This is a genomic window from Actinophytocola xinjiangensis, assembly GCF_001921215.1.
Lineage (GTDB): Bacteria > Actinomycetota > Actinomycetes > Mycobacteriales > Pseudonocardiaceae > Actinophytocola > Actinophytocola xinjiangensis.
On record NZ_MSIF01000003.1, the window covers coordinates 569877 to 581851 of the forward strand.

9 protein-coding genes and 1 pseudogene are annotated in these 11975 nt (G+C 74.4%); 4 read left to right on the top strand and 6 right to left on the bottom strand.

From position 1 onward, the window contains the following. Positions 1-54 precede the first annotated feature (54 nt). Complete coding sequence (locus tag BLA60_RS10385) at positions 55-1263, top strand: hypothetical protein (RefSeq protein WP_075132555.1); 1209 nt, start codon at positions 55-57, stop codon at positions 1261-1263. A gap of 92 nt (positions 1264-1355) precedes the next feature. Here BLA60_RS10385 and BLA60_RS10390 read toward each other — a convergent pair whose 3' ends face one another. The 3 genes from BLA60_RS10390 to BLA60_RS10400 all read right to left on the bottom strand — a co-directional run bounded on the left by BLA60_RS10390 (position 1356) and on the right by BLA60_RS10400 (position 4554). Continuing rightward, positions 1356-2639, bottom strand: a complete 1284-nt coding sequence (locus tag BLA60_RS10390) for a hypothetical protein (RefSeq protein WP_154814254.1) — start codon at positions 2637-2639, stop codon at positions 1356-1358. Positions 2640-2761: 122 nt separating this feature from the next. Then, on the bottom strand, positions 2762-3454 hold the full coding sequence (locus BLA60_RS10395; protein WP_075132557.1) for a response regulator: 693 nt from the start codon (positions 3452-3454) through the stop codon (positions 2762-2764). Next, on the bottom strand, positions 3451-4554 hold the full coding sequence (locus BLA60_RS10400) for a sensor histidine kinase (protein WP_075132558.1): 1104 nt from the start codon (positions 4552-4554) through the stop codon (positions 3451-3453). The genes BLA60_RS10395 and BLA60_RS10400 overlap by 4 nt, the downstream gene beginning before the upstream one ends. Positions 4555-4752: 198 nt before the next feature. Between BLA60_RS10400 and BLA60_RS10405 the strand changes: the two genes are divergently transcribed. Next, positions 4753-5103: a DUF6223 family protein gene (locus tag BLA60_RS10405; RefSeq protein WP_084734800.1), complete on the top strand. Its 351-nt coding sequence runs from the start codon at positions 4753-4755 to the stop codon at positions 5101-5103. A gap of 200 nt (positions 5104-5303) precedes the next feature. On the opposite strand, the gene BLA60_RS46185 is transcribed toward BLA60_RS10405, so the two are convergent. Beyond that, positions 5304-8228, bottom strand: a complete 2925-nt coding sequence (locus tag BLA60_RS46185; RefSeq protein ID WP_075132560.1) for a helix-turn-helix transcriptional regulator — start codon at positions 8226-8228, stop codon at positions 5304-5306. Between the two features lie 30 nt (positions 8229-8258). Then, entirely contained in the window at positions 8259-9197 is a 939-nt protein-coding gene (locus tag BLA60_RS10415; RefSeq protein ID WP_084734801.1) for an MBL fold metallo-hydrolase, read from the bottom strand. A 104-nt stretch (positions 9198-9301) separates the two neighbouring features. Here BLA60_RS10415 and BLA60_RS10420 point away from each other — a divergent pair, with 104 nt between their 5' ends. After that, positions 9302-10270: a MarR family transcriptional regulator gene (locus BLA60_RS10420; RefSeq protein ID WP_075132561.1), complete on the top strand. Its 969-nt coding sequence runs from the start codon at positions 9302-9304 to the stop codon at positions 10268-10270. Here the strand turns inward: BLA60_RS10420 and BLA60_RS10425 are convergent. Continuing rightward, positions 10257-11075 carry a YhjD/YihY/BrkB family envelope integrity protein gene (locus BLA60_RS10425; RefSeq protein WP_075132562.1) on the bottom strand — a complete coding sequence of 273 codons (819 nt, stop codon included), beginning with the start codon at positions 11073-11075 and terminating at the stop codon, positions 10257-10259. The two genes, BLA60_RS10420 and BLA60_RS10425, sit on opposite strands and share 14 nt — an antisense overlap. Positions 11076-11155: 80 nt before the next feature. Here BLA60_RS10425 and BLA60_RS10430 point away from each other — a divergent pair. Continuing rightward, positions 11156-11975 (top strand): annotated as a pseudogene (locus BLA60_RS10430) (hypothetical protein); the annotation flags it as partial.

Consider the following 11975-nt stretch of genomic DNA (forward strand, 5'->3'; position numbering starts at 1 on the left):
AGACACTCACTAGTATGCCCGATATTAGGTAAACTTTCGACCAAGGGGTCCGCCATGTCAGTACGCCGCCGCCTCGTCGCCGGTGCGCTCGCGACCGGGGCACTCGTCGCGGGTCTGCTGTTCGCGCCAGCCTCCGCGCCCGTCGCGCTCGCCGCGGCCGGCCCGACCAACCTGCCGACCAGCGAGTACAAGCTCACCGCCACCTACAACCAGTTCGACGCGATCAACAACGCGCTGGTCTCCACGCTCGGCGTCGCGTCGGTGCACACCGTGATGCAGAACGCCAACCACACCCGCAAGGGCCTGCCGTCCTCGTTCTCCATCGGCGGGCTGGTCGGCGGATTCCGGTTCGACGACGCCGACAACTCCGACTGCCGCAACTACCCGCAGGGAATCACCACCAGCCGCGACGCCGTCGGCACCGCCAACAGCGGCAACTACGACGGCCACCAGCTGGTCGTGGTCAGCTGGTACACCAAGGACGCTTGCGGCGGCAGCCAGGAACGCAGCCGGATCACCCTGGTCGACTGGGACGCCACCTACCCCAACGAGTACCGCAAGGTCCTGCTCGTCGAGCCGACCGGCTCGGCCACCACACCCAACTTCAAGGACATCCCCATCCACGCCGGCGGGGTGTCCTGGTACGGCCACTACCTCTACGTCGCCGACACCGGCAAAGGCATGCGGGTCTTCGACATGCGCAAGATCCTCAAGACCAACACCGGCGGCACCGCCGACCAGATCGGCCGCCAGCCCAACGGCACGTACTACGCCCACAACTACGCCTACGTCCTGCCGCAGATCGGCACCGTCACCTCGAACACCACCTCGGGCACCGCGCTCAAGTGGTCCACGATCTCGCTGGACCGGACCAACAAGTCGATGGTGATGACCGAGTACACCTGCCAGTCCGGCTGCACCGGCTACCCCAACCGCGCGCCGAGGGCCATCCGCTACCCGTTCGCCGCCGGGCAGAACACCTTCGCCGCCTCGACGACCGCGACCCAGGCCCTGCAACTGCCCTGGTACAAGCTCAACGGCGTCGGCTCGCACAACGGGCGCTGGTGGTACTACTCCTCGGGCGCCAAGCAGCTCTACTACTGGACCCCGACCGCCGGCTCCACCACCTACTCGTGGGTCAGTCTCGGCGAGAGCATCTCCTACTGGGAGGACGAGACCGAGCCGGACATGCTGTGGACCCTCCAGGAGGGTGCCGGCAACCGCAACGTCTTCGCCGTCAAACAGGCCAACTACGACGGCTGAGCCGCTGACGCGAGTGGGGGTGTCCCGGCCGGGACACCCCCACTCGTCGTCTCAGCGTCGTCTCAGCGTCGTCTCACCGTCGTCTCACCGGCTCACAGCACCGGTGGGGCGAAGTACCCGGCGAGGTCGAGGATCACGTGGACCCGCCCGGAGTTGTTGTACACGTTGAACCCGTAGTAGTTGCCCAGCTCGTACTCCCAGCCCAGGGCGACGGTCGCCTGGTTGGAGGCGGTCTGCCTGGCGTTGAGGTTGAGCGTCGAGGCGTTGGGCACGGGCGAACCGCTGGGGAACAGCGACAGGTACGTGGCGGCGGTGCCGCCGGTGCCGGTCGCGTTGAACACCAGCGCGGAGATCTGCGCCTCCGGGTCGCTCGGCGACTCGGCCATCGCCCACCCGTAGTAGTAGCCACCCAGCAGCGGACCGTCGGGGTCGTCGCGGGTGTCGATCAGGCGGGTCGGGACGGTCGGGTAGAACGCGTGACCGAAGCCGGTGTCGTAGTCGCCGACCAGGTCGACGATCACGTGCGCGCTGCCGCTGTTGTTGTACAGCCGGATGTCACGGTCCGGGCCGACGGCCACGGTCACCTGGTTGGCGGTGACGGTGTTGCGGGCGACGTTGATGCTGGAGGCGTTCGGCCGGGTGGTGCCGGTCGGGTACGCGGTCAGGTACGTGCTGGCCGTCGGGTTCACCACCGTCAGGTTGACGGTGACCGCCTTCGCGTTGGACGAGCCGAGCGCCGCGCTGGTGTCGACGGTGATCGTGCCGCCGGCGGGGATCGCGCCCCGGCCGGAGCGGGTGTCGAGCAGGCGCTGCGGTGACCGGGTGTTGTAGAACGCCTGGCCGTCGGGCGCGTAGTGCCCGGCGAGGTCGGCGACGAGGTTGATCGCCCCGTTGTGGTTGTACAGGTTCACCTGCCGGCTCGGGCCGAGCGCGACGGTCACCGCGTTGGACCGGATCTCGTTGGCCGCCAGGTTGAGGCTGGACGCGGTCGGGCGGCCCTCCTCGGCCGGCCACACCGTCACGTAGGACGAGCTGGTCGGCGCCACACCGGTCAGGTTGAGCGCCACCGCCCAGGTCCCGACCGGCACCGCGCCGGACAGGTCCAGGGTGATCGTGCCGCGTGGCTGGACCGGCCCCGCCTGCGGCAGACCGATGCCGGAGCGGGTGTCCAGCACCCGCACCGGCCGCACGCCGGTGAACAGCGAACCATCGGCGACCGCCTTCGCGGCCAGCCCGCTGGCGGCCGGCATCTCGACGGCCCGCTCGCCACCGAAACGGGGATCCGCCGGCTTCGCGGGCGCCGCCGCCGCGTCGGTGGCCATGGTCATGGCCGCCGCGGACGCGGCCAGCAGCACCAGCGTTCTTCGTAATCTCATGAAAGGAAACCTCCGGGAAAGCCCATTGACTGACACCGGCGTGGCGCCTGCGAAAAGCGCAGAGAAAACGGCAAAGATCCGTTCACGGAACAATTCCCCCCAGGCCAGCGGGGCTATCCTAGTCAGCGGCGGGAATCGGCCGTACCGCCGTTCGGCGGCAGACGATCCCGCTTTCCGCCGAGTCCGGCCTCGTAGGCCAGGACGACGAGCTGGGCGCGGTCCCTGGCGTGCAGCTTGACCATCGCCCGGTTCACGTGGGTCTTGGCGGTCAGCGGGCTGATCACCATCCGAGAGGCGATCTGGTCGTTGGACAGTCCCTGGGCCACCAGCACGACCGCCTCGCGTTCCCGGTTGGTCAGCTCGTCGAGGCCGGCGCCGGTGTGCAGCGGCTGGGTGACGAACCGGTCGATGAGACGCCGGGTGATCGACGGCGCCAGCAGGGCGTCGCCCCGGGCGGCGACCCGCACCGAGTGCAGGAAGTCCTCCGGCTGGATGTCCTTGACCAGGAACCCGGCCGCACCCGCGCGCAACGCGTCGAACACGTACTCGTCGAGCCCGTAGTTGGTCAGGATCACCACGTGCACCCCGGCCAGCGCGGGGTCCCCGGCGATCCGCCTGGTCAACTCGATCCCGTCGAGCACCGGCATCTGGACGTCGACCAGCGCGATGTCGGGCAGGTGCTCGCGGGCCAGGGCGAGCCCGGCCCGGCCGTCGGCGGCCTCGGCGACCACCTCGATGTCGTCCTCGATGTCGAGCAGCGCGCGGAACCCGCTGCGGATCAGCGGCTGGTCGTCCACCAGCAGCACCCGGATCACGGCACCCGCTCCACCGGGAGCTCGGCCTGCACGGCGAACCCGCCCTCGTCGCGCGGCGCGGCCCGCAGCCGCCCACCCAGGGCGGCGACCCGCTCGCGCATGCCGGCGAGCCCGACCCCGGGCTCCGGCGCGGTGTCCACCGTGGCGCGCCCGTCGTCGACCACCCGGATCACCAGGGCGTCGGGGCGGTAGCCGATGCTCACCGACGCGCTCGCCGCGTCCGCGTGCCGGGCGACGTTGGTCAGCGACTCCTGGACGATCCGGTAGGCGGTGCGGTCCACCGAGGCCGGCACGTCCTCCCGGTCGCCCTCGATGGTGAGGGTGGCGTCCAGGCCACCGGTCCTGGCCCGCGCCACCAGATCCGGCACGTGCTCCAGGCCGTGGCGCGGGGTGGGGTCGTCGTCACGCAGGGCCTCCAGGGTGGCCCGCAGCTCCCGGGCGGCCTCCCGGCCCGCCTCGCGGATGGCCAGCAGCGCCTCGGGGACCGGTTCGCCGCGCCGGGTCGCCAGGTGCACGGCGACCTCGGCCTGGATCTTCACCACCGAGATCTGGTGGGTCAGCGAGTCGTGCAGTTCACGGGCGATGTGCAGGCGCTGCTCGTCGGCGCGGCGCCGCGCGGTCTCCTCCCGGGTGCGCTCGGCCTCGTCGGCGCGCCGCTCCGCCTGCCGCAGCGCCTCCCCCGCCGCCGCGGCGGCCACCAGCCAGGCGATCTCCAGTACGTCGCGGGACTGGGTGAACAGCTCGGCGCCGGCCCAGTCGTGCGGCGAGACTAGGATCGCCAGCGGCAGCGCGGCCAACATCGCCACCGAGCACGCGGCGGTCAGGATCCGGTGCCCGGCGCGCATCGCGGCGTACACCGCGAACAGGTAGGCCACGACCGGCACGTCGAACCCGACGGCCTGGTAGCCCAACGCGCACGCCCCGGTGGCGACGAGCACCACCACCGGTGTCCGGCGGCGGGCCACCAGCGCGAGACCGCCGGCGACCAACAGCACGTGACCCAGCGGTGCCAGCGCAGTGTCGGGACGGGCCGACAGCCCGGCGACCAGCAGGGACCCCGCCACCCCGACGGCGATCGCCCAGTCCAGTGCCCTCCGCATACGCGCACCCTAACGGCCTGACCGGGGGTGGCGACTCCCACGAGCGTCGCACCTTCCGGCTACCACGAACGCGGTAGCCGACCGCGTCCTACCGCGTGCGCCGCAGCCGGAAGTGCCGACGCCGGCACAACGACCGCCGGGCCGCGACGGGACATGCTCCGGGGGACCGCTTTTCCCGCCCGAACAAGGAGTTCCCCGATGTTCGCCACCCAGTTGATGGCCCTGCAGTCCGACGTCGGGCCGTACCTGACCAAGGGCCGGCTCGCCGGCACCGCGGCCGCCCTGCTGGCCCTGGCGGGTGTGGTCATCGCTGTCGTGGCCAGGCGCCGGGCCACTCGCGGTGTCGGCCACGGCGGGCGTCGCGGGGCGCTGGTCGCCGCGCTGGCGGCGGCCGCCGGGATCGTGCTCGCCGTGATCGTGCTGGCGGTCGCCGACGGCGGGCTCAACACCGGCAACGGCGTGGCCGGCGGGTACGTCGCGCTGATCCTGGGGCCGGTCGCCCTGGTGTTCGCCTGGCTGGTGCTCAGGCGCTCACGCGCCACCACCTGAACGGGTGATCACGTTCCTCTCCGCCGGCTCGGCGGGCCCGTCGTCCACCGGGTCCGGTTCGGACGGCCGATCCCACCCATGTGCTCGCCTTCTCGGTCCCTCGGTGACTGATCACCTCGAGCCTCGGCGAGGGCGGATCCGTTGCGATCGGTGGGAATGCCCGAACAACACCGCGAACCGGCGCGGGGCCGCCGAACGGGCTAGTCCGGCTCGGGCAACCGGACCTCGTGCCGGGCGACGGCGACCGCGAGCGCCGTGCGCGAGGAGACACCCAGCTTGCGCATGGCCGAGTTCAGCTGGGTCGCCACGGTCCTGGGCGAGCGGGACAGCGCGTCGGCGACCTGCCGGTTGGTGTGCCCGGCCGCGACCAGTCGCACCACCTCCAGCTCACGCGGCGAGAGCTGGTCGCCGTAGCCCCGACGCCCGCCGCGCCACGGCCTTGGCACGTCCACCCCGCTGCCACGCAGCAGCAGCGCGATCCGGTCGGCGTCCGCGCGCGCCCCCATCGCCGCGAGACCCTGGTACGCCTCGGACAGCAGCGCGAGGCCCCGCTCACGGTCGCCGGCCGCCAACACGCAGCTCCCCCGCCGCTGCCTGGCCAGCCACGCCTCGTACGGGCGCGGCAGCCGGTCCCACGCGTCGGCCGCCCGGCCGAACTCGGCGGCGGCGCGGGCATGGTCCCCGCGCGCGGCGACGACCATCGCGCGGCAGGTCAGCGCGGCCGCCCTCGGGGCCGGCGCGCGCAGCGACCCCAGACCGGCGGCGAACGCCGCCGACAACGCGGCCGCGCCCTCGACGTCACCCGCACCGCACAGCGCCGCCACCCGCACCGGCACGATGTCCGCGCCCCAGATCCACACGCCCTTGGCCTCGAACCAGCGCATCGGCCGGTCGGTGACCGCCAGGACCCCGGCGTGGTCGTCCCTGGCCGCCAGCACCCTGGCCAGCGCCGCCGACACCTGCACCGCCACCACGAACTGGCCGCCGGACAGCGCCCGGTCCAGCTCGCGTGCCAGGTGCTCGGCCGCCCGGTCCGGCTCGCCGCGCACCGCCAGCAGCGCGCCCTGGACCAGCAGCGCGCTCCACCTGACCGGGTTCTCCTCGTCCACGGACGCCACCAGCGCGGTCACCTCGGCCAGCAGCCCGTCCCACTCGCCGGTCAGCCAGCGCAGCTCCACCGCGTTGCCGGTGATCGTGTCCAGCAGCCGGCCGTACTCGGCCTCGGCGGCCCGGCGCGCCAGGCCCAGCCACGCCTTCGCGTCGCCGTAACGGCCCCACACGATGGCCGCGCCGCCGAAGTTCGACCAGCCACGGGAGACCTTCTGCCTGGTCCACAGGGTCGGGGCCGTGGTGGGGAACCGGGCCACGATGTCCCAGCCGCGCTCGTCGCCCAGGAACAGCCACGCCGAGGCCTGCAACGCGAGCAGTTCCAGGTCCTCGCCGGTGGCCGCACGGGCCCGGGGCAGGGTCGCCACCGCCCGGCGCAGCCAGTACCGGTGCCTGGCCGCCGGCCACGGGGTGGTCAGCGGCCAGGCGAGGTAGGTCATCACCGACACCGCGGTCGCCGGGTCGTGCGCCAGGCCGTGCGCGGCCCGCTCCAACTCGGCGCTGCCGGCCTCGTAGTCGTGCTGCTGCACCAGCAGCCGACCCAGGCCGTAGTGGATCTCGGCGCGCTGCCGGCGGTCGGCGCCCTCACCGGCGACCACCTCGCGCAGCACGGCGACCACGGCGCGGTGCAGGTCGTCGACGGCCTCGGTGCGCCACACCGCCAGCACGGCCAGCCGCGCCGCGAACCCGGCGCGCGCCACCGGGTCCAGCGCCGGCGCGGCGACCAGGTCCAGCAGCAGGGTCACCGCCGCGGTGTGGTCGTTGGACCCGACGGCCCGCTCGGCCGCGAGCCCGGTGTACCGCGCCCACTCGGCCACCGCGCCGGCCTCGCGGAAATGCCGGGTCAGGCGGGTCAGCGGCGGCGGGTCCCCGGTGCGCAGCGCGTCGCCGGCGCGGGCGTGCAGCTGGCGGCGGCGGGTCACCGGGATCGCGTCGTAGACCGCGCGGCTGGCCAGCATGTGCCGGTAGCCCAACCGGTTGCGTTCGCGTTCGGCGAGCAGACCGGTGTCGATCACCTCGGTCACCGCCGCCGGGTCGTCCACACCGGACACCTCGGCCAGCAGCTCGTCACCGGCCGGCTCACCCAGCACCGCGGCGGCCTCCAGCACCAGCCGCGCCGGCCCGCCGACCCGGTCGACGCGTTCGAGCACCGCGTCGCGGATCATCGGCGGCACCCGCAGTTCCTCGACGCTGCGCCGCGACCACTCGCCCTCGTCGCGGATCACGTCGCCCCGGTCGCGCAGCAGCCGCACCGACTCCTCCAGCGCCAGCGGCACGCCCTCGGTGTGCCGGTGCAGGAACCGGGCGAAGGCCTCGGACACCGACTCGTCGCCGAACATCGACGACACCAGCGCGGCGGTGTCGTCGACGTCCAACGGGGACAGTTCCAGGCGCAGCCGGGGGCCGGCGGTCGACCGGGAGGTCAGCAGCCGGGGCAGCAGCGACCCCGCCGGGACGTCCTCCGGCCGGTAGGTCAGCACGACGCCCGGCGGGTTGCGCACCGCGCGGGAGGTGAGGAACAGCAGGAACTCCAGCGTCGCGTCGTCGGCCCAGTGGACGTCCTCGACGATCAGCGTGTCCACGTGCAGCGCGCCGACCAGCTCCAGCAGCGCGCGGAACATCCGGTGCCGGGCGGCGGTGGCGTCCGGCACCGCCTCCGGCGCCGGCGGCAGGTCACCGGTCCACTCCGGGAACAGCGGCCGCAGCGCGCCGGCCAGCTCGGTCAGCACCAGCCCGCCGACCCCGACGGTGCCCTGGCGGACCGCGTCCACCAACGGGCCGAGGGTGTAGGGCTCGCGGAAGGGCAGACACGCGGCGACCAGCACCCGGCGGGGGCGACCCGGCTCCGCCAGCAGCCACTCGTCTACCAGCCTGGTCTTGCCGATCCCCGTCTCCCCGGCGACGTCCACCAGGGCCGCCGGCCTGGCCAGCGCGTCGCGCAGCGCCGCCAACGCCCCGTCCCGGCCGACGAACCGGGGCGCGGACAGCGTCGCGTCGCGGTCGGGGGACGGTCCCATGTGGCCACCCTTCGCCGAGGGCGGACAGGATCAGGACGACGATACCGGCACGAACGGCGTGGTGAGGTGGGCCGTGGCCAACCAGGTCGGCCGGCCGGCGGCGTCGGCCAGCAGATCCTGCCTGGTGCGGCGGGCGAGGTCGGGGTCGTCCTCGAACCGGTAGCCGACCGCCGGGTCGACCAGCTGCACCGCGTGCACCAGCACGTCGCCGGTGATCACCACCTGCCGGCGCGCGCCGCGCACGACCACCGACTGGTGGCCCGGGGTGTGGCCGGGGGTCGGCAGGGTGCTGACCGTCCCGCCGGGACCGCCGGCGATCCTGGTCGGACCGTCCACGGTGTCCAGTTGGCCGGTCGCGCGCAGCGGGTCGACCACATAGGACAGCACGAGCTCGTCACCGGCCTGCTCCAGCGCGACGATCTCGGCCCGGCTCACCAGGTACCTGGCGTTCGGGAAGTACGGCACGCCCCGCGGCGAGACCGACCAGCCGAAGTGGTCCTCGTGCAGGTGGGTCAGCACGACCAGCCGGACCTCGGCGCGGTCGATACCGGCCGCCGCGAGCCGCTCCAGCAGGTGGCCGGGCACCGGCGCCCAGGACTGGGCCGGGCTGCCGGCCGGACCGACGCCCGAGTCGACCAGCGCGACGCCGCCGCCGGGCAGGTGGATGGCGAAGCAGCGGAAGTCCAGCCACCAGGTGTCGTCGGGGCCGAACGCGCCGGGGTCCAGGCGCCGCGCCGCCGCCCAGTCCTGGTCGGTGGCGCCGGTGAACGCCTCGCCGGCCGGCAGGAAGAACGGGCCGTTGGCGTCGAGCAGCGCGGTCACCCGGAACGGTCCGGCGGTCAGGCTCACCGCCCCGCACGCGGCGGCGGCCGGCACGTCCAGGCCGGCGACCGTCAGCCCGGCGGTGACACCGGCGGTGAGACCGGCGAGCAGGAAGGTCCTTCTGGTGGTGGAGGTTCGTCCGGTCATGGCGGGGTCCTCTCGGTGGGATACTCGGGCCCGGGAAGTCGAGCAGGGAGGTCCGGCCCGGTGCGAGCGATTCGAACAACGTCGAATCCCGGCGGGGACCGGCCGTGCTGACCGTGCGGGTCGCCGCCGAGCAGTTGGTGCGGTCCCGGTTCGCGCTCTCGCGGCTGGCGGAGCTGTCCTGCGCGCTGGAGGTCCTGACCCACCCCGAGCGCGCGCCGTTCGCCGCGTCCTGGGTGGCCGCCACCCGCCCGCGCCTGGACCTCGACGCCGTCGCGCTGGTGCACGCCCTGGTGGGGCACGACTCCCCGTACGTGCCGGACTTCCTGGTGCCGCTGCCCGCCGGGTACGAACCGGACCTGGACACCGAACTGGCCGGGGTGGCCGCCGCCCCGGCCAGGACCGTACGCCGCCAGCTCGCCAGGACCTTCCCCGGGCGGTTGCCGGACGCGGTGACCAAGGTGCTGGACCGGGGCGGTGAGCGGGCGGTGGCCGTGACCGCGGCGGCGCAGCTGCGGGAGTGCTGGCGGGTCGCGCTGGCCGACTCGTGGCCGGCGCTGCGCCGGGTGCTCGACGAGGACGTGCGGCACCGCGCGACCGACGCCGCCCGGACCGGGCTGGCCGGGATCCTCGCCGGCCTGCACCCGACCCTGCGCTGGGACGGCACCCGGCTGACCAAGGACACCGCGCTGGACGCCGACGTCACCGCCGACCCCGGCCTGGTGCTGACCCCGTCGGTGTTCCTGCCGTTCGGCGCGGTGTGGAACGGCGCCCCCGGCGAGGTGCTGGTCGGCTATCCGGCGCGGGGCCGGGGCACGGTGTGGTCAGCGCCCTCGCCGGTGCTCGCCGCGCCGGCCCTGGGGGCCCGCCGGGTCGCGCTGCTGGCCGACCTGGACACCTCCCGGTCCACCTCGGAACTGGCCCGGCGCCACCGGCTCAGCCCGGCCACCGTGTCCTACCACCTCAACCGGCTGTGTGCCGACGGGCTGGTCACCCGACGCCAGGACGGCCACAGCGTCCTGTACTCCGTCACGGAGGCCGCGCGGTCGCTGCTCGCGGCGCTCAGTCCCGGGTGAGCTGCCCGCGCGCCTCGTCGAGCACCGCGTTGACGACCTGGCCGAGCACCACCAGCCGGGCGATCAGCGCGAGCCAGACCAGCATGGTGGCCGCGATCCCGAGCGTGCCGTACAGCTGGGAGGCGCGGGCGAGCGAACGCGGCAGGTAGAGCACCGCCACCAGGTTCAGCACCAGCGCGCCGACCGCCAGCAGCACCGCCCCCGGCAGGTCGCGCCGCCACCGGGGCGGCCAGTCCCCGCCCAGGAGCACCACCGCCAGCGCGACGTGCAGGACCAGCGAGGCGACGACGGTCACCGGGGCCGGCAGCGCGGTGGCCGGCGCGGTCACGTTGACCGCCACGAACACCAGCAGCACCCCGGTGTAGCGCAGGCCGCGGACGATGGTCGGCCAGAACCTCGGGTTGGGCGCGCGACCCCGGGTCCGGCCGTGCACCCGGTCCAGCGCGCGCCCCAGCGACAGGCCGGCGACCAGCAGCAGCCCCAGTCCGAGCGCGCCGGTGACGTAGCGCCCGCGCTCGGCCTGGCTGGCGACCTGGTCCAGCGCGCTGACCGTGAACGGCCCCAGCCCCCGGTCCCTGGCGACCTCGGCGATCGGGTAGCCGCCGGAGGCGGTGAACCCGAGGATCGCGGTCATCAGCAGACAGCACGGCAGCAGCCAGACGAACAACCGGAACGCCAGCGCCGCGGCCAGCAGTGAGCCGCCGGCCGCCAGGTCCCTGCGCAGCACCGCCACCACCGGGCCGACCCGCCGGTGCCGGGCCGCGGCCGCCGCCCACGACCTGACCCGCGTCGCGCCGCCGGTCATCCCGCCTCATCCACAGCGGATGAGGTACCGCCAGCCCGGCCGGCTGATCCTGTGTGGACGGTCGGGGTGGGAGGTCGAGGGTGGCTGGCGGTCACGGCACGGGGAGGGCCCGGTCGGCCGGCGCGGTGGTGCTGGGCGTGCTGGGGTGTCTGCTGGCGCCGGTCGCGCTGGTCGCGGTGTGGCTGCACACCCAGGTCGCCGACACCGACCGGTTCGTCGAGACCATGGGCCCGCTGGCCGACGATCCGGCCGTGCGGGCGGTGCTCACCGACCGGGTCACCGACGCGGTCCTCGCCGATCTCGACGTACGCGACCTGGCCGACCGGACCGTCGACGCGCTCGCCGACCGGGGACTGCCGCCGGGCCTGGCCTCCGCCCTGCACGGGCTGGCCGGGCCGCTGGAGTCCGGGGTGCGGGACTTCGCGCACGCCAGGATCGCCGGGGTGCTCGCCGGCGACCGGTTCGCCGCCACCTGGGACGGCGTGCTGCGCGTGGCGCACCGGCAGGCGGTCACCGTGCTCACCGGCACCGGGCCGGCCAGGGACGTGGTGCTCGATCTCGCGCCGCTGGCCGGCGCCGCCCGGCAGCGGCTGGCCGACGCCGGCCTGGAGACCACTGGCCGGCAGCCCACGATCACCGTCGCGGCCGGTGACGTCCTGGCGCGGGCGCGCACGGCGTACAGCCTGCTGGAGGCGCTGGCCGGGTGGCTGCCGTGGGTGACGCTCGGCCTGCTGGCCGGCGGGGTCGCGCTGGCACACCGCCACCGGCGGGCCGTCGTGGCGAGCGCGCTCGGTGTGGCGGCCGGCCTGGTCGTGCTGGCGGCGGGGCTGGCCGTCGGCCGCGGGGCGCTTGCCGGGTCGGTGGCGCCCGACGCCCACGACGCGCCGCCAGAGGCGGCGC

What these genes read in the sequence shown, in the direction of transcription:
- BLA60_RS10385 (WP_075132555.1), top strand. Translation starts at nt 55, where the DNA reads ATGTCAGTACGCCGCCGCCTCGTCGCCGGTGCGCTCGCGACCGGGGCA.
- BLA60_RS10390 (WP_154814254.1), bottom strand. Translation starts at nt 2,639, where the DNA reads ATGAGATTACGAAGAACGCTGGTGCTGCTGGCCGCGTCCGCGGCGGCC.
- BLA60_RS10400 (WP_075132558.1), bottom strand. Translation starts at nt 4,554, where the DNA reads ATGCGGAGGGCACTGGACTGGGCGATCGCCGTCGGGGTGGCGGGGTCC.
- BLA60_RS10405 (WP_084734800.1), top strand. Translation starts at nt 4,753, where the DNA reads ATGTTCGCCACCCAGTTGATGGCCCTGCAGTCCGACGTCGGGCCGTAC.
- BLA60_RS46185 (WP_075132560.1), bottom strand. Translation starts at nt 8,228, where the DNA reads ATGGGACCGTCCCCCGACCGCGACGCGACGCTGTCCGCGCCCCGGTTC.
- BLA60_RS10415 (WP_084734801.1), bottom strand. Translation starts at nt 9,197, where the DNA reads ATGACCGGACGAACCTCCACCACCAGAAGGACCTTCCTGCTCGCCGGT.
- BLA60_RS10425 (WP_075132562.1), bottom strand. Translation starts at nt 11,075, where the DNA reads ATGACCGGCGGCGCGACGCGGGTCAGGTCGTGGGCGGCGGCCGCGGCC.